General features: G+C 72.4%; 22 protein-coding genes and 3 tRNA genes. 10 read left to right on the forward strand and 15 right to left on the reverse strand.

All coding sequences use genetic code 11. The annotated features are described in order from the left end of the window. The first annotated feature begins 146 nt into the window (after positions 1–146). The gene (locus QUG92_RS12210) at positions 147–389 is read left to right on the forward strand and encodes a DUF4190 domain-containing protein (protein WP_182046960.1); all 243 of its coding nucleotides are present in this window, start codon (positions 147–149) and stop codon (positions 387–389) included. 25 nt (positions 390–414) lie between these two features. Further along, positions 415–1,308, forward strand: a complete 894-nt coding sequence (locus QUG92_RS12215) for a serine hydrolase domain-containing protein (protein ID WP_182046959.1) — start codon at positions 415–417, stop codon at positions 1,306–1,308. 23 nt (positions 1,309–1,331) lie between these two features. Here QUG92_RS12215 and QUG92_RS12220 read toward each other — a convergent pair whose 3' ends face one another. Further along, positions 1,332–1,796 carry a MarR family winged helix-turn-helix transcriptional regulator gene (locus QUG92_RS12220; protein ID WP_182046958.1) on the reverse strand — a complete coding sequence of 155 codons (465 nt, stop codon included), beginning with the start codon at positions 1,794–1,796 and terminating at the stop codon, positions 1,332–1,334. Positions 1,797–1,915: 119 nt separating this feature from the next. On the opposite strand from QUG92_RS12220, the gene QUG92_RS12225 reads away from it, so the two are divergent. Continuing rightward, entirely contained in the window at positions 1,916–5,455 is a 3,540-nt protein-coding gene (locus QUG92_RS12225; RefSeq protein ID WP_289459253.1) for a proline dehydrogenase family protein, read from the forward strand. Between the two features lie 35 nt (positions 5,456–5,490). Continuing rightward, positions 5,491–5,703: a hypothetical protein gene (locus QUG92_RS12230; RefSeq protein ID WP_069711812.1), complete on the forward strand. Its 213-nt coding sequence runs from the start codon at positions 5,491–5,493 to the stop codon at positions 5,701–5,703. A gap of 45 nt (positions 5,704–5,748) precedes the next feature. Here QUG92_RS12230 and QUG92_RS12235 read toward each other — a convergent pair whose 3' ends face one another. After that, positions 5,749–6,114, reverse strand: coding sequence for a hypothetical protein (locus QUG92_RS12235; RefSeq protein WP_289459254.1), 366 nt, complete (start codon positions 6,112–6,114; stop codon positions 5,749–5,751). After that, entirely contained in the window at positions 6,111–7,106 is a 996-nt protein-coding gene (locus QUG92_RS12240) for an SDR family oxidoreductase (RefSeq protein ID WP_289459255.1), read from the reverse strand. Before QUG92_RS12240 ends, QUG92_RS12235 begins: the two co-directional genes overlap by 4 nt. A gap of 83 nt (positions 7,107–7,189) precedes the next feature. Here QUG92_RS12240 and QUG92_RS12245 point away from each other — a divergent pair, with 83 nt between their 5' ends. Further along, positions 7,190–7,807, forward strand: a complete 618-nt coding sequence (locus tag QUG92_RS12245; protein WP_289459256.1) for a hypothetical protein — start codon at positions 7,190–7,192, stop codon at positions 7,805–7,807. A 16-nt stretch (positions 7,808–7,823) separates the two neighbouring features. Here the strand turns inward: QUG92_RS12245 and QUG92_RS12250 are convergent, their stop codons facing one another. From QUG92_RS12250 to QUG92_RS12275, 6 genes are all read right to left on the reverse strand, one after another. Further along, complete coding sequence (locus tag QUG92_RS12250) at positions 7,824–9,095, reverse strand: phosphatidylserine decarboxylase family protein (RefSeq protein ID WP_289459257.1); 1,272 nt, start codon at positions 9,093–9,095, stop codon at positions 7,824–7,826. 100 nt (positions 9,096–9,195) lie between these two features. After that, positions 9,196–10,518 carry a hypothetical protein gene (locus QUG92_RS12255; RefSeq protein ID WP_289459258.1) on the reverse strand — a complete coding sequence of 441 codons (1,323 nt, stop codon included), beginning with the start codon at positions 10,516–10,518 and terminating at the stop codon, positions 9,196–9,198. Between the two features lie 83 nt (positions 10,519–10,601). Then, positions 10,602–11,363 carry a YqjF family protein gene (locus QUG92_RS12260; protein ID WP_289459259.1) on the reverse strand — a complete coding sequence of 254 codons (762 nt, stop codon included), beginning with the start codon at positions 11,361–11,363 and terminating at the stop codon, positions 10,602–10,604. Further along, positions 11,360–12,190 (reverse strand): nitroreductase family protein, encoded by an 831-nt coding sequence (locus tag QUG92_RS12265; protein ID WP_289459260.1) that lies wholly within the window; start codon positions 12,188–12,190, stop codon positions 11,360–11,362. The genes QUG92_RS12260 and QUG92_RS12265 overlap by 4 nt, the downstream gene beginning before the upstream one ends. A gap of 3 nt (positions 12,191–12,193) precedes the next feature. Then, complete coding sequence (locus QUG92_RS12270; RefSeq protein WP_182046950.1) at positions 12,194–12,577, reverse strand: hypothetical protein; 384 nt, start codon at positions 12,575–12,577, stop codon at positions 12,194–12,196. Between the two features lie 24 nt (positions 12,578–12,601). Then, the gene (locus QUG92_RS12275) at positions 12,602–13,039 is read right to left on the reverse strand and encodes an Lrp/AsnC family transcriptional regulator (protein WP_058741615.1); all 438 of its coding nucleotides are present in this window, start codon (positions 13,037–13,039) and stop codon (positions 12,602–12,604) included. A gap of 239 nt (positions 13,040–13,278) precedes the next feature. Between QUG92_RS12275 and ddaH the strand changes: the two genes are divergently transcribed. Continuing rightward, complete coding sequence (gene ddaH, locus QUG92_RS12280) at positions 13,279–14,166, forward strand: dimethylargininase (RefSeq protein WP_289459261.1); 888 nt, start codon at positions 13,279–13,281, stop codon at positions 14,164–14,166. Between the two features lie 2 nt (positions 14,167–14,168). Next, positions 14,169–15,458, forward strand: coding sequence for an ornithine--oxo-acid transaminase (gene rocD, locus QUG92_RS12285; protein WP_289459262.1), 1,290 nt, complete (start codon positions 14,169–14,171; stop codon positions 15,456–15,458). Positions 15,459–15,528: 70 nt separating this feature from the next. On the opposite strand, the gene QUG92_RS12290 is transcribed toward rocD, so the two are convergent. Both QUG92_RS12290 and QUG92_RS12295 read right to left on the reverse strand, forming a co-directional pair. Further along, entirely contained in the window at positions 15,529–16,524 is a 996-nt protein-coding gene (locus QUG92_RS12290) for an SDR family oxidoreductase (RefSeq protein ID WP_289459263.1), read from the reverse strand. 58 nt (positions 16,525–16,582) lie between these two features. Continuing rightward, positions 16,583–17,098: a hypothetical protein gene (locus tag QUG92_RS12295; protein WP_289459264.1), complete on the reverse strand. Its 516-nt coding sequence runs from the start codon at positions 17,096–17,098 to the stop codon at positions 16,583–16,585. A gap of 353 nt (positions 17,099–17,451) precedes the next feature. Here QUG92_RS12295 and QUG92_RS12300 point away from each other — a divergent pair, with 353 nt between their 5' ends. Continuing rightward, positions 17,452–18,462, forward strand: a complete 1,011-nt coding sequence (locus QUG92_RS12300; RefSeq protein ID WP_289459265.1) for an aldo/keto reductase family protein — start codon at positions 17,452–17,454, stop codon at positions 18,460–18,462. A 72-nt stretch (positions 18,463–18,534) separates the two neighbouring features. Here QUG92_RS12300 and QUG92_RS12305 read toward each other — a convergent pair. From QUG92_RS12305 to QUG92_RS12315, 3 genes are all read right to left on the reverse strand, one after another. Next, positions 18,535–18,607, reverse strand: a tRNA-Phe gene (locus QUG92_RS12305). A gap of 1 nt (position 18,608) precedes the next feature. Continuing rightward, positions 18,609–18,685: transfer RNA gene (locus QUG92_RS12310), tRNA-Asp, on the reverse strand. A gap of 58 nt (positions 18,686–18,743) precedes the next feature. Next, a tRNA-Glu gene (locus QUG92_RS12315) sits at positions 18,744–18,816 on the reverse strand. A gap of 255 nt (positions 18,817–19,071) precedes the next feature. Here QUG92_RS12315 and QUG92_RS12320 point away from each other — a divergent pair. Beyond that, positions 19,072–20,355, forward strand: a complete 1,284-nt coding sequence (locus QUG92_RS12320; protein WP_289459266.1) for a M23 family metallopeptidase — start codon at positions 19,072–19,074, stop codon at positions 20,353–20,355. Between the two features lie 33 nt (positions 20,356–20,388). Next, positions 20,389–21,888, forward strand: coding sequence for a C40 family peptidase (locus QUG92_RS12325; RefSeq protein ID WP_289459267.1), 1,500 nt, complete (start codon positions 20,389–20,391; stop codon positions 21,886–21,888). An 87-nt stretch (positions 21,889–21,975) separates the two neighbouring features. Here QUG92_RS12325 and QUG92_RS12330 read toward each other — a convergent pair whose 3' ends face one another. Then, positions 21,976–22,467, reverse strand: a complete 492-nt coding sequence (locus QUG92_RS12330) for an inorganic diphosphatase (protein ID WP_289459268.1) — start codon at positions 22,465–22,467, stop codon at positions 21,976–21,978. Positions 22,468–22,483 lie beyond the last annotated feature (16 nt).

A 22,483-nucleotide genomic window follows, 5' to 3' on the forward strand; every position in this document is an offset into this window, starting at 1 on the left:
ACCGCCCAGATCAAGTAACACCCAGCACCACCAGCGGGACACCACCGCAGCACCACGACGCGAAGGCGCCGCCCCCGAACCCGGGGACGGCGCCTTCCGCCGTACCCCGACCCCGCCTCCCAGCGCCTCGACGACAGGATGGAGTGGTGACCGCACCCCAGGACGTGACCCCGAGGGTCAACACACTCGCCGTCGTCGCCTTCGTCCTCGTCTTCTTCGTCGCCTTCGTCGGGTCGATCGTCGGGTTCCTGGCCCTGCGCGACATCGACAGGACGGGGGAGGGCGGTCGTGCACTCGCTCTGTGGGCGATCGTCCTCGGCTTCGTCTTCACCGCGTTCAACATCGTCGTCGGGGCCCTCGTCCTCGTCTCGATCCTCCGCCAGGGTTGAGGGGTCCGGCCGCGATGATGGTGCTGTGAACACCGCCGAACTCGTCCGCGACGCCGTCGTCGCCGAGGTCGAGCGCACCGGCTTCCGGGCGCACGGCCTGCACGTCCTCGTCGGGGACGACACCGCCGAGCACCAGTGGAGCGCCGACGTCCGCCGCGACGTCCACTCGGTGGCGAAGGGCGTGGCCGTCCTGGCCGTCGGGGTCGCCGTCGGGGACGGTGTCGTCGCGCTCGACCAGCCCGTCGGCGCACTGCTGCCCGACGTGCGACTCGGTCCGGGCGTGCAGGACGTGACCCTCCGGCACCTCCTCACCATGACGAGCGGCATCGACATGCCGTGGTCACCGACCCAGGCGACGGACTGGCCCGACCTGGCGCGGGAGTTCCTCGGACGTCCCACCCCGGGTCGCCGGTTCCAGTACGCGAACGCCAGCACGTACACCGCCGTCCGGGCACTCGCCGAGCGGGTCGGGGACGTCGGCGCCTTCGTGCAGGACCGCCTGTTCACCCCGCTCGGCATCGCCGACGTCGTGTGGGACCGCGATCCGCTCGGTCACGTCGTCGCCGGTGGGGGGTTGTGGCTCCGGACCGCCGAGGTCGCGCGCATCGGTCGACTCCTCCGCGACCGGGGGACCCTCGACGGGCGACCGCTCGTGCCCGCGGCGATCGTGGACGCGATGCACGGCGACTGGGTGACGGCCGGGTCCTCGCCCGCCTACGACCGCTACGCCCTCGCCGGGTGGGGCGGGCCCGGACGGCTCTGGCGGCTGCACGGCGCGTACGGGCAGCTCGTGGTCCTCGATCCCCTGGCCGACGCGGTGGTGACGCTCACCGCCGACGACCACGAGCGGGCGGACACCGTCGCCGCGGCGGTGGCGCGGGTGCTCGCCGACGTCGCGTCCTCGCCCTCCGGGCGATGACGGGCTGGACTGCCGGGTCCCGGTCAGTCCTCTGGGTCCACGGGGCCGAGTGCGTCGAGGAGGCGGTGGGAGACGGACCGCAGGGTGTCCGCGTCGGTCCCCACGGGCCTCCAGAACAGCTGCTCGAGCGCCGCGGTGTGCGCGCGGATGCCGGCCAGCACCGCACGGCGGCCCTCGGTCGTCATCGTGACCCAGCTGCCCCGACCGTCGGTCGGGCAGTCGGCCCGCTCGACGAGGCCGCGACCGACCATCCGGGTGACCTGGTGGCTGACCCGGGACTTCTCCCAGCCGATGCCGGCGGCGACGTCACGTACCCGGAGTCGGCGGTCCGGAGCGCGCTGGAGACCGATGAGGATCTCGAACTCGGGGATCGAGATCCCGGCTCCCTCCTGCACCGCGTGGTCGAGCGCGCGGTCGAGTCGCCGCCAGACGTCGTGGAACGCGTCCCACGTCGCCCAGTCGTGCCCTGCGCCACCGTCGTCCGCCATGACCGCCAGCGTAGCCAGCAGCGGACGTCCCGAGCACACGCTCGATCCGTCCGGCTCGCTCCGAGTCGGCACCCGGCGTACTCAGAGGTCACGTCGGGGGGCCGGAATACGATCGCTCCATGCCCTCCCCGCACCTCCGTGACTGCACCGACGACGTGGTGGCACGGGCTCAGGGGTGGATCGACGCCGGCCGCGGTGTCCGGACGGACCCCGCTGCTGCCCGCCTGGCCGAGCTGCTCGCCGACCCGCGCGGGCGCGACTTCGCGCGGGAGTTCGTCGACGTCGTCGTCCGGCCGGAGGACCCGCGGGTCGTCGCGCGGAACCTCGAACGGGCGAGCCGCTCGGTGCCGGAGGACCTCGCGTGGTGGCTCCGTGGGGCGGTGACCGTCGGCGGCGGCTTCGCGACGATGGCGCCGTGGGCCGTCGTGCCCTCGGCGCGCCGCGTCCTCCGTCGACTCGCCGGACACCTCGTCGTCGACGCGACCGTCGCCAGGACCCCGGCGGCCCTGGCGCGGGTGGGCGGACCCGACACCCGGGTCGACGTCGACCTGCTCGGCCCGGCCGTCCTCGGACCCGCCGGGCGCGACCGGCGGCTCGCGGCGATCACCGAACTCGTGCAGCAGGACGTCGGCGCCGTCTCGGTCGACCTCGACGCGGTGCTGCCGTCGACCTCGCCGTGGGACCTCGACGCGGCCGTCGCCGACGCCGTCGAGCACCTCGCACCGCTCGTGCGCACCGCCGCGGGTCGTCCGACCCCGCCGGTGGTCACGCTGCAGAGCGGACGGGCGGACGACCTCGAGCGGACCGTCGGGGTGCTCTGCGCCCTGCTCCGGCTCGACGGCACCGCCGGGGTGACCCTCGGCGTGACCCTGCCGGCCGAGCTGCCCGAGTCGCTCGACGCGCTCGACGAGGTGACAGCCCGTGCGCAGGACCGCCGTGCCGCCGGGGGAGCGCCCGTCCGGGTCCGCCTCGGCACGGGCACGCTCCTCGCGACCGAACGGGTGGACGCCGTCCTGCAGAGCCGCCCGCTCGCGGTCACCGCCGACCGCCTGGCGACGGACACCGCGTTCCTGCGACTGCTCGACCGGGCGATCGACCGCGAGCGCACCGACGCCGTGCACGTCGGGGTCGCCACCTCCGACCCGTTCGCGCTGGCAGCCGCGTCCGTCCTCGCCGAACGACGCGGCGTGCTCGACGCGGTGGAACCCGAGGTCCTCCTCGGCACGACCCGCCTCGCGGACGCCATCCGCGGTTCCTTCGGCCGGGTCGTCGTCCGCGTCCCCCTCGTCCGCCCGGACGAGTACGACGCTGCCGTGCCGTTCCTCGCCCGGCGCCTGCGCGAGGTCGCGGACGGCGTCGCCAGCACGTCCGACGGTGACGACGCAGCCGCTGACGACCGCGGGCTGGCCGCGCACGTCGATGCCGTCGCCGCACTCGTCCGTCCGGCACCGACCTCCCGTCGCACCCAGGACCGTCGCCGGCCCCCCGGCGACCCGGTGCTGCTCGACCGGTCCGGCAGCACGCCCGACACCGATCCCTCGGCACCGGGGAACCGCGAGTGGGCGGCCGAGGTCCTCGCCCGCGTGCCGGGGTCCCAGCGCGGTGCCGCCACCATCCGCGCCGCGCGCACCACCGACCGCGGGCGGCTCGAGCGGATGATCGCCCGCACGGCCTCGGCCGGGGCGAACTGGGGCCGGCAGGAACCGGAGGACCGGGCGGAGCTCTTCGACCTGATCGCCCACGCCGTCGAGCGCCACCGTGCCGACCTGGTCGAGGTGGTCGTCTCCGAGCTCGGGTTCACCCTGGCCGAGGCCGACGGCGAGGTCAGCCGCGCCGTCGACGCGGCCGTGCACGCCGCCGACCGCACCCGGCACCTGGTCGACGTCACGGGTGCGCAGCCGGCACCACCGCGACTCACCGTGGTCGTGCCGTCGTGGAGCGCCCCGCTCGTCGACGCCGCCGACGGCGTCCTGACGGCACTCGCCGCCGGGAGCGGTGTGGTGCTGCAGCCCGCGACCGCCGCGCGCCGGGCCGGTGCCGTGTTCGCCGAGGTGCTCTGGGACGCCGGGGTGCCCCACTCCCTGCTCCAGCTCGTCGACCTCGACGGCAGCGACCTCGCACGGGACCTCATCGCTCACCCCGCCGTCGACCGGGTCGTGCTCACCGGGGCACCGGAGACGGCGCGGTCCTACCGGTGGTGGCGGGCCGACCTGCCCCTCGTCGCCGAGCTGACCGGGGTCGTGACGGCGGTGGTGACCCCGTCGGCCGACCTCGACCAGGCGGCGCGCGACGTCGTGGCGTCGGCGTTCGACCGTGCCGGGCAGTCGGCGGCCGCCGTGTCGTTGCTCGTGCTCGTCGGGTCCGTCGGCGAGAGCGACCACTTCCGCGACCAGCTCGCCGATGCGGTCCGTGGGTTGCGCACGGCGTGGCCCACGGACCCCTCCGCGCAGGTCGGGCCGCTCGTCGCCGAGCCGTCCGGTCCGGTCCGCACGGCGTTGACCGAGCTGCGGCCGGGGGAGTCGTGGCTCGTCGAACCCGCCGCCCTCGACGACTCTGGGCGACTGTGGTCCCCGGGCGTCCGGGAGGGCGTGCGTCCCACTGCCGACCACTCCCGGGCCGCCGTCCCCGCTCCCGTGCTGGACGTCGTCCGCGTCGACACGCTCGAGGACGCGCTCGCCCTGCAAGAAGCCGTCGACGGCGGCTCCGTCGCGGCCCTGCACACGCTCGACCCGGACGAGGTCGCCACCTGGTCGGACCGCACCCGGGCCGGCTTGCTCGTCGTCAACCGCCCGACCACCGGCGCCCGACCCGGGCGACAGCCGGTCGGCGGGTGGCGGCGGACCGCGGTCGGACCCACCGTGCACCGCGGTGGTCCGCTCGCCGTGCTCGGTGCGGACCGCTGGCGGCCGACGGCGCGCACCGCCCAGCGCAGCATCCAGCTGCAGGGACTCGGGAACCGCGTGACGGCGGTCATCGAAGCCGCGCGCGCCGGGCTGTCGTTCGAGGAGTTCGACCGGGTCCGTGCGGGTGCCGAGAGCGACGCGGCAGCGCGTGCGGCCCTCTACGGTCGCTCACGGGACACGGCCGACCTCGTCGTCGAGCGGAACGTCATCCGGTTCCGACCGCAGTCCGTGGTCGTCCGTCAGTCGACGGGCGTCGGTGCCGGCGACCTCGTCCGCGTGCTCGTCGCGGCGACCGCGGCACGGGCGCACGTGCTCCTCAGCACCGCCCGTCCGCTGCCGGCCGAGCTGCTGCCGCTGTTCTCCGCGGCGCGGTCCCCGCTCCACGTCGTCGACCAGCTGGTCGAGGACGACGCAGCGTTCCTGGCTCGTGCCGCGTCCGGCACCCTGCTGCAGGACGACTGGTCGGACGGTGCGGAACAGGACGTGGACCCGCTCGACCTCGTCCTCGCCCAGGGTGTCGAGCGTCGACGCCACACGGCGTTCGGCGGCCCCGGCTCCCGTGTGCGGCTGCTCGGCGGCGACCCGCGTGCGCTCGAGGCGGCGCTCGGAGCCGGGACGGACACGACGATCCACGACGACCCGGTGGTCGAGTCCGGCCTGGTCGAGATGCTGCACTTCCTGCGGGAGCAGACCGTGTCCGTCGCGGCGCACCGGCACGGCGACGTCTCGACGGCGTTCAGCCGGCTGCGGCTCTGAGCGGTCGCCGCGGTGAGCGGCGTACCGTCCGGGGCATGAACGCACGAGCAAACGACGACGAGGTCCAGACCGCCCCCGTGATGGACGGTGCCACCGAGGCCACCAACGAGGAGAAGCTCTCCGGCCTGGTGGAACAGGTCGAGCACGACCACGGCGACGAGGGTGCCGGGGCCATGGCCGACCACCTGCGGGACCGCATGGACGAGACCGGTGTCGAGGACGAGGGACCGGTCACCGAGGTCGAGTAGGGGTCGGGCCGCGGCCGGCTGTCCGCCGGCCGCGGCGACCGTGTGTCACCGTCGGCCGGGGCGACGCCGTCCCGTGCCGACGAGCCCGACCTCGAGCGCCGTCAGGACGATCGCGACCACGAGCTGCCGGACGGCGAACCCGCGGGTCTGCCGGTCGAGCGCGATGAGCGGCACCATCGAGACGCCGTGCGTGGCGTCCACGGCAGCGCTGAGCACGTGCGCCTCGGGGGAGCCCGCGCGGACGAGCAGTGCCGCCTGGGCGAGCTGCCGCACGCCGAGGACCCGACCGAAGACGGCGACCCGCCCCGTCGAACCGCGCGACGCGATCAGGTGAGCGATCCCGATGCCCGCGCGGAGTCCCTCGACCCAGCGCGCACGCTCGGTGCGTGCCCGGCGGCTGCGGCGGCTCATCGGCGCTTCCCCGCGGCGATCGCGAGCGCTCCGGCGGCACCGAGTGCAGCGCCGATTATGCCGTTGCCGAGTCGGCGGTGCTCCACCCACCAGGTCTGCGGTGACCACGCGTGCGCCGAGTCGTCGAAGACACCGTGCGCGCCGTGATCGCCCGCCACCGGCTCGTAGAGGTTGGTCGGCAGGGACTCGCCGTCCTTCTGCTCGGCCTGCTGCCCGCTGACCAGGGTCTTCGCGGCGTACCAGTCGGCGAAGCGACCGCTGATCCGGTTGCCGAGGATCGTGTAGACGGTCGACTCGCCGACCCAGGTGCGGCGACGGGGCCGCTCGGCGGTGGTGGCGATCGCGCGTGCGCCGACCTCGGGCTGGTAGATCGGGGCGACCGGCTGCGGGTGGTGCGGCAGCAGCGACTTCACCCAGTTGAACTGGACCGTGTTGAGTGCGGGCATGTCCACCCGGCTCACGGCGACCTTGCTGCCCTGCGCGGAGAGCTCCGACACGACCGACTCGGTGAAGCCCACGATGGCGTGCTTCGAGCTGCAGTAGGCGGACTGCAGCGGGATGCCGCGGAAGCCCAGTGCCGACCCGACCTGGATGACGTGACCGCGGTCGCGGGGGACCATGCGCGACAGTGCCGCGCGGGTGCCGTGCACGAAGCCGAGGAAGTTCACGTCGAGGGCCCGCTCGAAGTCGTCGGCCTCGGTGTCGAGGAACCGTCCGAAGACCCCGACCATCACGCAGTTGACCCACAGGTCGATCGGGCCGAGTTCCTGCTCGGCGCGGTCGGCAGCGGCCTCGACGGCCTGACGGTCGGCGACGTCCGCGACCAGCGCGAGCCCGCGACGTCCGGCAGCCTCGACCTCCGCGACGGCGGCCGTGACCCCGTCCTCACCGCGCGCGAGCACGGCGACGTCCCACCCCCGCGCGGCCAACTCGCGGACGGTCGCCCGTCCCAGTCCAGCCGAACCACCGGTCACCACTGCCACGCGCGTCATGCTGTCCGTTGTACGCGGGCGGCGGTCACCGCCGACTCAGCGGGTGTCCCCCGGCACGGCACCACGGGGAGCATGATGGCGCGATGGAGACGCGCGACGAGGACCCGGTCGATGAGGCACCGCCCGGCTGGGTGCTGCGCACGCCCACGCGGTGGCGAGAGGTCTGGGACATCCCGGTGCTCGCGCTCGTCCTGGCCGCGGTGAGCGTCGTGGTCGGGGTGGCCTTCGGCGACGGTCTCGCCTTCGTCGCCGGGATCGTCACGGGAGCGGTCTGCGCGTCGGGCGCGGTCGTCTTGTTCGTCGTCGCCCGGCGTGCCTACGAGGAACAGACCAGGGGCGCGTCCTGGGACCTGCATCGCGGTCGCATCGTCGTGGGGGTGACGATCGGTGCGGTGGTGATGGTGGCGAGCCTCGTGGTGGGACTGCCGTTGGGGACGTCGATCGGCATCATCGCCGGTTTCTCGCAGACCGCCCGCTTCGCCAGGACGGTTCCCCGGTTCGACCTCGCCACCGTGGCGTCGGCGTTCCTCGCCGTCGTCGCGGCTTGTGCGGTGCTCGTCGTGCTGGGCGTCCTGCAGCAGCCGGTGCTCCCCGCTTGGCGGGCGGCGATGTGGGTCGACGGCGGCATCGTGTTCGCACTCCTCGCCGCCGTGCTCGCGCTCGTCCACGCACAGCGGGCAGCACGGGCCCCGCTGGAGTGAGCCCGGAGGCCGACCGTCAGTCGGCCGCCGCCCGCCTCGCCGTCGCCAGGTGCGACCGCACGTGCAGCAGCACCGGCTCCTCGTCCGGTGCCTGCGGCAGCGCTCCGAGCGAGAACGACTCCACGACGTCCGGCCCGAACAGCACGCACACCGAGGACCCGCCGAACTGGAAGTACCCCAGCTCGTCGCCCTTGCCGACCCGGGCGCCCGGCTCGATGCCGTCGCCGATCACGCAGGACGACACGTCCGACATCCCGATGAACACGACCGCGACGGTGCCGATGCCCGGGTCGTCCGCGTCGACGAGCACGATCGCCCGTGTCGCGACGTGCGCCAGGTACCCCTGGGACAGCTGGGGTTCGGCGGCCTCGGATCCCTGCGACGACGCCTCGGAGTAGTAGGTCCCCGGTTCGACCCAGGCGCGGAGGACCGTCCCGCCCACCGGGCTGTGCCAGCGGTGGTACTCGAGCGCGCTCAGGAACGCCTGCCACACCGTCCCGTCCACGAACAGGTCGGTGGCCTCGTCGCCGGCGAGCAGTTCCTCGACCGAGTACGGCTCGGCCTTCGCCCAGAACGCGTCGCGCCGGTGCACGCGGGTCGCGATCCGGTACGGCGTGGCCTCGCAGGGACTGACCACCACGGCGTCGTCGTCCGGAGCGGCCACGGGCCGCTCGCCGTCCTGCAGGCGACGGGTGAAGAAGTCGTTCCAGGAGCCGAAGCCCCCGTGCTCGTCGTCCGGGTCGTGCACGAACTGGTCCAGGCCGACCGCACGACGAGCTGCGTCGCTCAGCCAGCCCGACGGCGCGTCGACGAGCACCCCGAGCGACTTGTCGCTCGACAGGAAGTCGCACCACCCCTGCAGGATCGCCCGGAGCGCGTCGTTCACACGGGGGTCCCGGTAGAACGCGAAGCCGGCCGGGGTGGCCTTCGTCCAGTCGAGCACACCGTCGAGCGGGGTCATCACCATCTGCTCGTCGCTGTACTCCGGTGCGGACGTGATCACCTCGTCGACGAGTTCGAGCAGCTCGTCGAACGACTCGAGGTGCCGGTCCTGGTACTCGCGACCGGTGGGGACCTGTTCGATCATCTGATGCGCGTGCATCCGCAGGACCGGGTCGCCCTCGACGAGGTCCCGGAGGGCGGACACCGCGGGGTGCAGCGCGCGGTCGGGGTCGCGGTGCTGGTGGCGGTCCCGGCGACCGCGGAGCCACGCCTCGAGGCCCGACTGGTCCTGCGGGAGCCATCCGGCTCGTCGACGGACGTCCTGCTGCTGCGATGCTCCGGTCACGTCACGGACGTTACTCACGCGCGGGGGAGCCGTCCCAGCGCCGGGACGGCGGGACCCCGCCGATCGCTGCGATCGGCGGGGTCCCGCGGAGGTGGTCAGGTCACCCTTCGACGGTGACCTCCGTGGTCGTGACCCGGTTCCACAGACTGCCGTGTGGCTTTTCCTTGGCGAGGAACGTGAGCTTGTACTTGCCGGGCGTCTGGTAGATCTTCGCGGCGAAGTGCCCGTCCTTGACGGCGAACTCGCCGGCGCGCTTCCCGTTCTCGAGGACCAGCACGGACTCGCCAGGTGCCGTGCCCGTGTACGTGACGAAACCGTCCCGGTCGAGCTGCACCGAGCCGGACTGGTCGACAGAGAGCTCGGTGGCCGGCATCTCGTTGCCGTCGCCGGGCTGCTGGCTGTCGTCGCGGACGACGTACCGGAGCGTGGTCCGGGCGACGGGTGCGCCCTGTTCGGTGCCGGAGAGGGCGATGGACGCGATCCGCCCGCCGGGCTTGGTGGCGGGGACGTCGATCGACCAGTGGCCGTCTCGGACCTCGGTGGTGGTCTGGGAGCCGTTGTCGAGGTCGCGGACGGTGATCCACCCGCCGGAGGCGCGGCCGGAGAGGGTGACCTTGCCGTCCTTCGGGGTGAGCTCGGCGCCCTGCTGCTGGTCGAGGCGCAGCGACGCGGGGTCGACCTGCTCGCCGCTGCCGGAGCCGCCACCAGAGCCGCCGTCGGAGCCACCGCCCGTACCCCCGTCCGAGCCACCGAACGTGTAGTGGTCGTCGGACTCGAGCGATCGCTTCTCCCCGAGCACCTGCGAGGCCCGCACCTGGTTCTCACCCCCGCGGAACTCGACGGACACCGTGGCGACCCCGTCGTCCGATGCCCGCGCGGCCGTCGAGTGCCCGTTCGCGACGACGGTCACCTCGGCACCCGGCACTGCTTCGTACCGCATCTCGTGGATCAGTTGACCGTGCTGCACCGCACGGGAGATCTCGGTCAGGCGCCCCTCCGAGCTGAGGTCGAGCGGCGCGGACAGGGGGAGGCCGCTGAAGTCCACGTCGACGGCGCGTTCCGTCGAGGACTGCCCGGTGTCCACCGCGTAGTGCGCCGAGTCCTGACCGTTCGGCTTCACCTGGAAGACGATCGGCTTCCGCGAGTCACCGCTCTTGGCATCGTCGATCTCGCCCGACGGATCGATGAGCCGCACCACCGTGGGTGCGTCGACCGTGACGCGCACGTCGACCCACTGCAGGTCACCGACCCGCATCGGGGCCTGCTGGACGTCGGTGATGCCGGCGCGGGCGGTCGACGCGGACGACGCGGCGGCACGCGCGTGCTGCCCGGGGGCCGCGAACGCGCTCGCGCTCGTGGCGCCGACGGCGAGGCAGCTCGCGAGGACCACGGCGGATCCGACGGCGAGGGGACGGAGGTTCATGCTGTTCCTTTCACGAGGACGGAAGTCCCCGAAAGGCTACGTATACGAAATACCTCTCCTTGTGATCATCCCGCGTGTGATGGTCACCGCCCGATCCCGAACCGCGTCGTCACCCCCGGCGAGTACAGCACCGAGTCCGGCTCGAGCCCCGACAGCCCGAACGGCAGCCCGGCGGCACCGAGCAGGTCGTCCTGCAGCCGTCGGACGGTGGCCCGGTGCAGCGGCCACGGCTCGTGCTCGTTCGGCCAGAAGCGCGTCGCGCCGAGCCGTCGCACGTGCATGCCCCACCGTGCCGTGAGGAAGGTCTCGAGCGGGGTCGGCGCCGTGACCTCGTCGCCGATCGCGACCTCGACGCGCGACCGCAGGCGGGTGCCGTGCCGCCGCATCGCGTAGGCGATCCGCCCGGCTCCGCGACGCCGCTGCGCGACCGCCCACCAGTAGGGCAGCCCGGTCGCGACGCGCGCCCCGACCGTCGGCGCGAGCTTCCCCGCGTCGAGCGACAGGAACACGACCCCGTGCCGTCCACGGTCGTCGACCGTGTAGACACGCACGTTGATCTCGACGAAGTCGCCGACCCGGCCGACGGACACGGGCGGGAACCGGGTGTCCTCGAACGAGAACGCGATGAGGCCCACCCACGTGGTCACCCCGTCGTCGACGCCGTCGGCCCCGAGCGTGTCCGGCCGTACGCCCTTCGGCAGCAGCGGCGCGACGGCGGATGCGTCGACCCGCCAGTGCACGAAGACGACGTCACGCCAGGCCTGCTCGATCCAGGGGCGGCCCGGCAGGCCGGGGGCGACGGACGGGAAGCCGGGCGCACCTCCGGCGGGCTGGCTCACGGTCACGAGTCACTCCTCTCCGCGGGCTCGCCCGCCTCCGACACGTCGTCCCACCCGGTCTGCGGGGTCGCGCAGGTCCCGCGGAACACGTACTGCGACGGGCGCTTCCGTTCGTTCGACACCCAGTCGATGGCGGGTCGTCGGCGCTCCGGCGGCAGGTACCCGATCCGGTACACGGCCATGAGTTCGAGCTCCGGCGGGACGGCCAGCAGGTCCTCGACCTCGGCCCACGCCTCCTCGATCTCCATCGGGAACGACACGAACTGGATCCCGAGGCCGAGCTCGGTCGTCGCGAGCCAGACGTTCTCCATCGCCGCGCCCATGCTGAAGACGGAGTAGAAGGCGTTGCGCGCCTCCTTCCGGTACTCGTCGCGGTCGAGCATCACGCCGAGCAGGAGCGGCGAGCCGGCGACGAGCTTCCGGTTCTCCTCGCCGAGGGTCTGCGGGACGCGCAGCGTGTTCATGAGCAGCTGGCCGCGACGGGTGAAGACCTGCTTCGTGAAGGGCCTGAGCGGTCCGGGGAGCTTGTCGAACAGCATGCCGTCGCGCCGCTCGTCCATCTCGGCCTGCGAGAACCGGAAGTACGGCCGGTAGCGGCTGAAGAACGACCCCTCGGCCATGGTCCGGGTCATCGATCGTCCGCTGATGTCCGCGATCCGGTCGATCGTGTCGCGCTCCTCGACGATGACGAACCGCCACGGCTGGCTGTTGAGCTGCGACGGTGCCCGCCCGGCGAGCTCCACGAGGAGCCGCTGGTGCTCCTCGGACACCGGGTCGGGCAGGAACGCCCCGTTGGTCGTCCGTCGTCGTCGGATCGCCTCGAACAGCTCCACGGATCACCCTCCTCGCCGGCCGCGTGCGAGCAGCGCCCCCAGGTAGGACGGTGCCGCGGCGACCGCGACCTTCCAGTGTGCTCCGGCACGGGGGTCGGTGCGTGGAGCGACCGCGAGGGGGACGAGCGCGGGCAGCAGGAACAGGGCGGTCCGGTCGCGCGTCCAGAGCGGGGTCGTCGCGGCGGCACCCGTCAGGGCGGCGGTGACGACGAACAGGCCGTGGTGCACGACACGGAGCTTCCTCGTCCGGATCACCCGGACCGCGACCGCGGTGCCCCAGAGGCAGTTCGCCAGGTAGGCACCGGTCGCCGCGGTGACCAGACGTCGGGCCGCCGGCGGACGCGTGGGAGCCGTGCCGTGCCTCCCGGCCGTCCTCCTGCGTCCCACGACCGCGACCCTACGCGCGCCGCGTCAGGCGGACTCGCGGCTCACGAGCTTCGACAGGACGATCGCGCTGCGCGTGTGGTCCACCTGCGGTGCGAGGCGCACCCGGTCGAGCGCGAGCTCCAGTGCCGACAGGTCCCGCGACCGCATGTGCACGACGGCGTCGGCGCTGCCCGTGACCGTGCCGGCGTCGACGACCTCGGGCACGGTGTCGAGCAGCGTGCGGAGCTCGTCGGGGGAGACGGTGCCGCGGCAGTACAGCTCGACCCAGGCCTCGGTGCCGCGGTCCTCGACGGCGGGGTCGACCTTGATCGTGAAGCCCTGGATCACGCCGTCGGCGACGAGCCGGTCGACGCGGCGCTTGACGGCGGAGGCCGAGAGTCCGACCACCGACCCGATGTCGCCGTACCCGGCGCGGGCGTTCTCCCGGAGCTGGTCCAGGATGCGGTGGTCGAGGGTGTCCATCGCCGAACATCGTACGCGGGCTTCTTGCGAGGCAGCCGGGTCCGACGCATGAATCGTGCGTCACCCGAACGGGTGCCAGCCGAGATCCAGTCGTGACCCGACGCGGGCGCCCATCCGTGCGAGGATCGCAACGGCGTCGACCTGGTCCGCTGCGGTGAGTGAGCCTGCATCTCGCCGGAGCTCTTCACGAGTGGTGGTTCCTGGCAGGCTCGGGCCCCGGTCCCTTCCAGGAGGAACTGATGTCGAACACCGCAACCGAACCGCAGGCAGCACCGGCCCGTGTCGCCACGAAGCGCACGATCCTGATGTGCAAGCCGACGCACTACACGGTGAGCTACCGGATCAACCCGTGGATGCACCCCGAGGAGCCGACCGACACGTCGAAGGCCGTCGAGCAGTGGCAGTCGCTCGTCGACGTCTACGAGCAGCTCGGCTTCGACATCTCGTACATCGAGCCGATCGAGGGTCTGCCGGACATGGTCTACGCGGCCAACGGCGGCTTCGTGCTCGACGGCGTCGCGTACGGCGCGAAGTTCCAGTACCCCGAGCGCCAGCCCGAGGGTCCCGCCTACATGGACTGGTTCCGCAGCGCCGGCCTCACCGTCGCCGAGCCCGAGGAGACCAACGAGGGCGAGGGCGACTTCCTGCTCATCGGCGACACGATCTTCGCCGGCACCGGGTTCCGCTCCGACAGCACCTCGCACGAGGAGCTCGCCCGCATCTACGGTCGCGAGGTCGTCACCCTCAAGCTGATCAACCCGAGCTTCTACCACCTCGACACCGCCATCGCCGTGCTCGACCCCGAGCCCGACGCGTCCGGCCGTTCGAACATCGCCTACCTGGAGAGCGCGTTCGACGAGCCCTCGCTGGCGATCCTGCGCGAGCGCTTCCCGGACGCGATCATCGCGACCGAGGAGGACGCCGCGATCCTCGGCCTCAACTCGTACTCCGACGGCTACAACGTCGTGATCGCCTCGCGTGCGACGACCTTCGCCGAGCAGCTGCGCGAGAAGGGCTACAACCCGATCGGCGTCGACCTGTCCGAGCTCCTGCTCGGCGGCGGCGGCGTGAAGTGCTGCACGCTCGACCTGCACCCCGTCGGCACCGGCACCTCGGTCGCGCGGTAGCCATGGGCACCACGACCGGAGCCGGCACCCACCAGGGTGTCGGCGCGTTCGGCGACGCCGGCGCACTCGGCGACGCCAGCTCGCTCGGTGGCGCCACCGCAGCCGCCCTCGCCGTCGAGGACCGCTCCCTCGCCCACAACTACAGCCCGCTGCCGGTCGTCATCGCGTCCGGTGAGGGGGCATGGGTGACGGACGTCGACGGCAGGCGCTACCTGGACGGACTCGCCGCGTACTCCGCGGTGAACTTCGGCCACGGCAACCCCCGCCTGCTCGACGCCGCACGCGCCCAGCTCGACCGGGTGACCCTGACGAGCCGCGCGTTCGTGAACGACCGGCTCGGCCCGTTCGCGTCGGCGCTCGCCGCGCTGACCGGCACCGACCTCGTGCTGCCGATGAACACCGGTGCCGAGGCCGTCGAGTCCGCGATCAAGGTCTCGCGTGCGTGGGGCTACCGCGTCAAGGGCGTCCCGGCGGGGCAGGCCACCATCGTGGTCGCGTCGGGGAACTTCCACGGCCGCACCACGACGATCGTGTCGTTCTCGGACGACCCCTCGGCCCGCGAGGACTTCGGCCCGTACACGCCGGGCTTCCGCACGGTGCCGTACGGCGACGCCGAGGCCCTCCGGGCGGCGATGGACGAGACCGTCGTCGCCGTGCTGCTCGAGCCGATCCAGGGCGAGGGCGGGGTCGTCATCCCGCCCGCCGACTACCTGCCGGCCGTCCGCGAGGTCTGCGACGAGTTCGGCGCGCTGTTCGTCGCCGACGAGATCCAGTCCGGGCTCGGCCGCACCGGGCACACCCTCGCGGTCGAACGCGTCGGCGTCCGGCCGGACCTCATCACGCTCGGCAAGGCCCTCGGCGGTGGCATCGTCCCGGTGTCCGCGGTCGTCGGTTCGCGCGAGGTGCTCGGCGTCCTCCGCCCGGGCGAGCACGGCTCGACCTTCGGCGGCAACCCGCTCGCCGCCGCCGTCGGGGCCGAGGTCGTCGCGATGCTCGACGAGGGCACGTTCCAGCAGCGCGCGCTCGAGGGCGAACCGCTCCTGCGCGGGCTGCTCGACGAGCTCGTCGGCAGGGGCGTCGTGGCGCACCGGGTCGCCGGCCTCTGGGCGGGGATCGACATCGACCCCGCGCTCGGCACCGGCAAGGAGATCGCGCACGACCTGGCCGACCGCGGCGTGCTCGTCAAGGACACGCACGGCTCGACGATCCGCTTCGCGCCGCCGCTCGTCGTCACCGACGACGAGGTCCGTCTCGCGATCGGGACCCTCGGCGAGGTGCTGGCCGCGCGCTAGGCGCGACCACAGGACGGACGGGAGGCGCGGTGCCAGCCGGCACCGCGCCTCCCGTCCGTTGCGCTCCCCGTCAGCGCACCTGCCACCGCTCCACGAGCTGGTCCATCAGCCCGTCGAGGTGCTCGTCCGTCACCTGGCGGGACGGATCGGCGTCGAACCACGCCACGATCTCCCGCGCGCCCTGCCGGATCGACGTCGACTGCGCGAACTCCGGCACGAGCGTCTGCACCTTCGTGTTGTCGAACACCGAGGTGTTCGCCTTGTCCCCGAGCAGGCTCGCACCCCACTCGGCGTCGAGGGCGTCGATCGCGTCGGCGGGGACGTGCACGAGCTGCAGGTCCTCCACGCCGGCGGCGGCCGCGAGCTCGTGGGCGATCTGGTTCCAGGTCGGCGCCTCGTCACCCGTGATGTGGAACGCCTCGCCGATCGCCTCGGCACGGTCGAGCAGCCCGACGAACCCGACCGCGAAGTCCCGCGCGTGCGTGATCGTCCACAGCGAGCTCCCGTCGCCGGTCACCACGACCGGCTTCCCCGCGCGCATGCGACCGAGCACCGTCCACCCGCCGGAGAACGGCACGAGGGTCTCGTCGTAGGTGTGGGACGGACGGATGATCGTCATCGGGAAGTCGTCCTCCCGGTAGGCCTTCGTGAGCAGGTCCTCGCACGCGATCTTGTCGCGGGAGTACTGCCAGAACGGGTTCTTCAGCGGCGTCGACTCGGTGATCGGCAGGTGCGTCGCGGGCGTCTGGTACGCCGAGGCCGACGAGATGAAGACGTACTGGTTCGTCCGCCCCGTGAACACCTCGACGTCCCGCTGCACCTGGTCGGGCGTGAACGCCACGAAGTCGATGACGACGTCCCAGCGCTGGTCGCCGATCGCCGCCTCGAGCGCGGCGCGGTCCGACACGTCGGCCTGGAGGCGCGTGACGCTCTCCGGGATCGGCCGCTTGTCGGTCGTGCCCCGGTTGAGCACGGTGACGTCGAACCCCTGCTCGACGGCTTCGCGGACGCACGCGGCGCTGATGATGCCGCTGCCGCCGATGAACAGCACGCTCGGTCCCGACATGGATGCTCCCTTGCTCCCGGCGGTGCCGCTGTGCACCGCGCCCCTGCGATCCTGCCCCTCAGTCGCTGGGTCGGGCGTCGAGGACGGCGCGGAGCGACGTCGTGTCGGCCGCCCACTCCGCAGCGACGGGGTGGATCCAGCCGAGCAGCTCCAGCGCGGCGTCGAGGTCGCGGCGGAGGTCGCGCTGGTGGATCGGTTCGTGGTGGGCGGCGCGGTTCCGGGTCAGGTGTAGTCGGTGCATCCGTCGTTCCACCTCAGCCCGTCGGGTCCGGAGGTCGACCGGCCCGTGCGGGAACGCCCGGTGCAGGTCGGGGACCCAGAGTGATGCGTGGTACCGCGACCCGACGAGGTACCGCCAGAACCCGAAGCTCAGCTCGGCCACGAGGCGGTCGTGTCGGTCACGGGATCCGCCGCGTGCAGCCCGCTCCGCAGCCTTGGCGACGTCCTGCTTGCCCCGGGGGTCGAGCGGAGCCTCGTCGATCCAGTCACCGGCGTTCCTGCGATCCGCCCACGAGGTGAGCTCGCGGTCCAACGCGTTCCGACCGATGACCTCGACCGCGCCCACCAACTCCATCACTCCCGCTGCGGCGCATCCGTTCCACTGGTACAGCCGCAGCGCCCCAGACCGTGTCCGAGTCGCGCGAACGTAGGAAGACAGCCTCGCCTCCGTCAGCAGCCCGACCAGGACGTCCTCGCGCGCCTCGGACCCGCTTCTTCCCTCGATGACCCCTCCCCTGTAGACTTTCCGGCGAAGACCCCGGAACGATCCCTGGCTCACGCCACATCGCCGGGGTTTCGTCTTGCTCCCGGACCACTGATACTTCACCGTACCTGCTGCGCTGCGAACGGTGGAAGCGGTTCGGACTTCGCGGACTACCGTCACGTGCGGGGCGCACCGACGCGCTCCACGACAGGAGTGACACGCACATGGAGTACCGCTACCTCGGCAACTCGGGCCTCAAGGTGTCCGAGATCACCTACGGCAACTGGCTCACCCACGCCTCCCAGGTCGAGAACGACGCGGCGATCGCCTGCGTCCGTGCCGCGCTCGACGTCGGCATCTCGACGTTCGACACCGCCGACGTCTACGCGAACACCGGCGCCGAGACCGTCCTCGGCGAGGCTCTCAAGGGGGAGCGGCGTCAGTCGCTGGAGATCGCGACGAAGGTCTTCGGTCCGACCGGTCCGAAGGGCCACAACGACACCGGGCTGAGCCGGAAGCACATCCTCGAGTCGATCGACGGGTCGCTCGAGCGCCTGCAGACCGACTACGTCGACCTGTACCAGGCACACCGCTTCGACCACGAGACCCCGCTCGAGGAGACGATGCAGGCGTTCGCCGACGTCGTGCGACAGGGCAAGGTGCTGTACGTCGGCGTCTCGGAGTGGACCGCCGACCAGCTCCGCGCGGGTGCGGCCCTGGCGAAGGAGTTGGGCTTCCAGCTCGTCTCGAACCAGCCGCAGTACTCGGCGCTCTGGCGGGTCATCGAGGGCGAGGTCGTCCCCACCTCGGAGGAGCTCGGCATCTCGCAGATCGTCTGGTCCCCGATCGCCCAGGGCGTCCTGACCGGCAAGTACCAGCCCGGTCAGCCGCTGCCCGAGGGTTCCCGTGCCACGGACGACAAGGGCGGCGCGAAGATGATCGAGCGCTTCATGAACGACGAGGTGCTCACGGCCGTGCAGGAACTCAAGCCCGTCGCCGACGAGCTCAGCCTGTCGATGGCGCAGCTCGCGGTCGCGTGGGTGCTGCAGAACCAGAACGTGGCGTCGGCGATCATCGGTGCCTCGCGTCCGGAGCAGGTGCACGACAACGCCGGCGCTGCCGGGGTGCAGATCCCCGCGGAGCTGATGTCCCGCATCGACGACGCCCTCGGGTCGGTCGTCGAGCGTGACCCGGCGAAGACGAACGACAGCAGCCCGAAGACCCGCGAGGCCTAGGCCCGGTTGCGTCCCCGGGGACCGCCCGGGAACGCAAAAGAGCCCCTCACTCTCGTGAGGGGCTCTTCACCGTGGCTGGACACGGCATCGATCCGTGGACCTTTCGATTTTCAGTCGAACGCTCTACCAACTGAGCTATCCAGCCGTGGCGACCCTGACGGGACTTGAACCCGCGACCTCCGCCGTGACAGGGCGGCACGCTAACCAACTGCGCTACAGGGCCATGTTGTGTTGTGATTACTGCTTCAGTGTTGCTCGGTTGCTTGCTCACTCACGTGGAGTGACCCCAACGGGATTCGAACCCGTGCTGCCGCCGTGAAAGGGCGGTGTCCTAGGCCACTAAACGATAGGGCCGCAAGCTGCGCCGTGCGCTACCGATGGACAAGCATACGGATGCCCTGCGAGGTGTGCAAATCGAACGCCTCCGAGTGTGCATCTCCGGCGTGTCGCGCCGTCCCGTCCCGGACCGGCACGTCCCCGGTGCCACCATCGGGGCGTCCTGGCACCCTCGCTCGGGGGTGTCCGCCGTGTGACTGCTGTTGTTACTGTTGCGTCTGTTGACAGCGTCACGTGCGCGAGCCCCGCCGTGCCGTTACGAAAACGAGACAGATGTCGAAATCCCTCACCTCCCTCCGCCCCCGCCGCCGCGTGATCGCCGCCGCGGTCGCCGTCGTGCTCACCGCCGGGGCCCTCGCGGCCGTCTGTCCGGTGACCGCCGCCTCGGCCGCCGGGTACCCGAGCTGGTCCGACGTCGAGCAGGCCAAGGCGTCGAAGGACGCGCAGCAGGCGAAGGTGACGGAGATCAAGGCGCTCCTCGACGACCTCGCGTCGAAGGCGTCCGCCGCCCAGGCCTCGGCCGCAGCGGCGGGCAAGGCGTACCAGGACGCACAGACGAAGTACGACGCCGCGACCCTCGAGCAGCAGACGCTGCAGGATCAGGCGGACGAGGCCGAGCGCACCGCGAAGCAGTCGGAGGCGCAGGCGGGTCAGCTCGCCGCACAGCTCGGTCGCGCGAGCGCGAACGACGTGACGACCGACATCCTCACGCACCCGTCGGCGTCCGGCGACCTGCTCTACGAGCTCGGTGCGATGTCGAAGCTGTCCGAGCAGGCGGACGGCATCTACTCGCAGGCCTCGCAGGACCGCGGGGTCGCCCAGGGCCTCGCCGACCGTGCCGAACAGGCGAAGGAGGCCCTCGGGGCCCTCGCCGAGGCCGCCCAGACGAAGATGCAGGCCGCGCAGGACGCCGCCGACCGCGCCCAGACCGCGGTCGACGCCGAGGCCGACAACAAGGCCCGCCTCGAAGCGCAGCTCACCCTGCTCACGACGAACGCGAAGAACGTCGAGGCGGCGTACGACAAGGGCGTCGCCGCCGAGAAGGCACGGCGGGCAGCAGCCGAGGCCGCGGCGGCCCGGCAGGCGGCAGCGGCGGCGAAGGCAGCGGCCACGAGCCAGGGCGGCTCCGGCGGTGGCACGCCGAACTCCTCCGGGTGGGTCCGTCCCGCCGGCGGCTACCAGACGAGCCCCTACGGCTACCGCGTCGATCCGTACACGCACTACCGCGCCCTGCACGCCGGGGTCGACCTCGCGCCGGCCTGCTACGCCCCGATCTACGCGGCACACTCCGGCACCGTGACCTTCGCGGCGAACGGCGGCGGCTACGGCAACGAGGTCGTGCTCGACAACGGCGGCGGCATCTCCACCGCCTACGGGCACATCGTCGACGGCGGCATCCTCGTGTCCGTCGGGCAGCACGTCGAGGCCGGGCAGCAGATCGCGAAGATCGGCTCCACCGGTTGGTCGACGGGGTGCCACCTCCACTTCGAGACCCGGGTGAACGGCTCCGCCGTCGACCCGGTCCCCTTCATGGCAGCGCGGGGGATCTCGGTATGAGCAACAGCGCCGTCGAGAGGCCCTGAGCACGACATGAAGCCCTCCCCCCGCCACCGCACCGCGTGCACCGCGGTCGTCGCCGTCCTCGGCATCGGTCTGTCGGTCGTGCTGGCCGGTCCCGCGCAGGCCGCGCCGTCGGCCCCGAGCTGGGACGACGTGCGCGAGGCCAAGGCGGACACCGCCCAGGCCCAGCAGACGGCCGACGAGCTGAGCGCCCGACTGCAGACCCTGCAGGACGCCGCAGACTCGGCGCAGGTGGCGGAGCTCCAGGCGGGCCAGGACTACGCGATGGCGGCGTCCGAGCAGCAGGACGCGAAGGACACCCTCGACGACCTGACCGCGCAGGCGAAGCGCGCCGGTGCACGAGCGGACGAGTCGGCGGCGCAGGTCGCGGGGCTCGTCGTCGAGCTCTCGCGCACGGGTGGCGGGGACCTCTCGACCTCGATGCTCGTCGACGCGTCGGACGCGAAGGACCTGCTCTACCGCGTCGGCACGGTCTCGCACCTGTCCGAGCGCTCGGCCCGGGTCCTCGCCCAGGCGCAGGCCGACCAGAACACGGTCGAGTCGATCGCCGCGCAGCAGCAGGCCGCGACCACCGCCCTGGCCGAGGCGACGCGGAAGTCGGAACGCGCGCTGGACGAGGCGAACGCCCTGGCGGCTGCGGCGAGCGGCCGGGTCGAGCAGCAGCAGGCCAAGCAGTCCGAGGTGCTGGAGCAGCTCGCGTTCCTCAAGGGCACGAGCGTCGCCACCGAGACGGCGTACTGGGACGCGCAGCAGGCCGCCCGCGCCGAGCAGCAGCTCGCCGCCCGGGCCGGCGGGGGCAGCACGAGCAACGGCAACAGCAACGGCAACGCGGATGGTGGCGGCGCCACGACGACCGCGCCGAGCGCCGGCGGACAGCCGAGCGGTGGCAGCACGAGCACCGGGACCGACCCGTCGTCGCCGAGCGTCCCGTCGCGACCGGCCACGAGCACGCCGACCACGAGCACACCCAGCACGCCGACCTCGAAGCCGTCGAGCCCGAGCGCCCCGGCGCCCGCGCCCGCCCCTGCTCCGGCCCCCGCGCCCGCTCCGAAGCCCGCCCCCGCTCCGAAACCGGCGCCCGCTCCCGCCCCGGCACCCGCTCCCTCGCCGAGTGCGAGCAAGGCCGCCGGCGCCATCGCGTACGCCCGCGCGCAGATCGGCGACGCCTACGTCTTCGGCGGCGCCGGCCCGAACCAGTGGGACTGCTCGGGACTGGTGATGATGGCCTACAACTCCCAGGGCATCGCCACGGGCGGCCACAACGTCGTCTGGCAGTACAACCACTTCGCGTCGATCGGCCGCCTGGTCCCGCTGTCGCAGCGGCAGGCCGGCGACATCCTGTTCTACTCGACCAACGGCTCGGTCAGCGGGGCGTACCACGACTCGATCTACACCGGTGGCGGGATGATGGTCGAGGCCGCCAACCCCACCCGCGGTGTGCTCGAGCGGGCGATCTGGACCCCGAGCCAGCTCCTGCCCTACGTGGCCCGTCCGAGCGGCTCGATGTAGCCGGGCCACGGACACCGAGACCACGGACACGCAGAACGGCGCCCGCCCTCCGACCGGAGAGCGGGCGCCGTTCGCGTGCGCGGTGCGTCAGTGACCGGCGGGCACGTACGCGGCCTGGCCGGCCTGCACGATCGCCTCGGCCTCGGCGGCGTCGCCCCAGCCCTCGGCCTTGACCCACTTGTTCGGCTCGAGGTCCTTGTAGCGCTCGAAGAAGTGGGCGATCTCCTTCTTGGTCTGCTCGTCGACATCGGTGATGTCCTGGATGTGCTGCCAGCGCGGGTCCTTCGCGGGGACCACGAGGACCTTCGCGTCGTTGCCGGCCTCGTCGCTCATCTTGAAGACGCCGACCGGTCGGACCTTGACGCCGACACCCGGGAAGGTCGGGTACTCGAGCAGCAGCAGCGCGTCCACGGGGTCGCCGTCGTCGGCCAGGGTCTTCTCGAAGAACCCGTAGTCGGTCGGGTAGACGAACGAGGTGAACAGCACGCGGTCGAGGTACACGCGACCGGTCTCGTGGTCGACCTCGTACTTGTTGCGGCTGCCCTTGGGGATCTCGACGACGACGTCGTACGCGGTCATGGTGCGCTCCTGGTCT

The sequence above is a fragment of the Curtobacterium citri genome (genome assembly GCF_030362955.1).
In the GTDB taxonomy this organism is placed as follows: domain Bacteria; phylum Actinomycetota; class Actinomycetes; order Actinomycetales; family Microbacteriaceae; genus Curtobacterium; species Curtobacterium citri.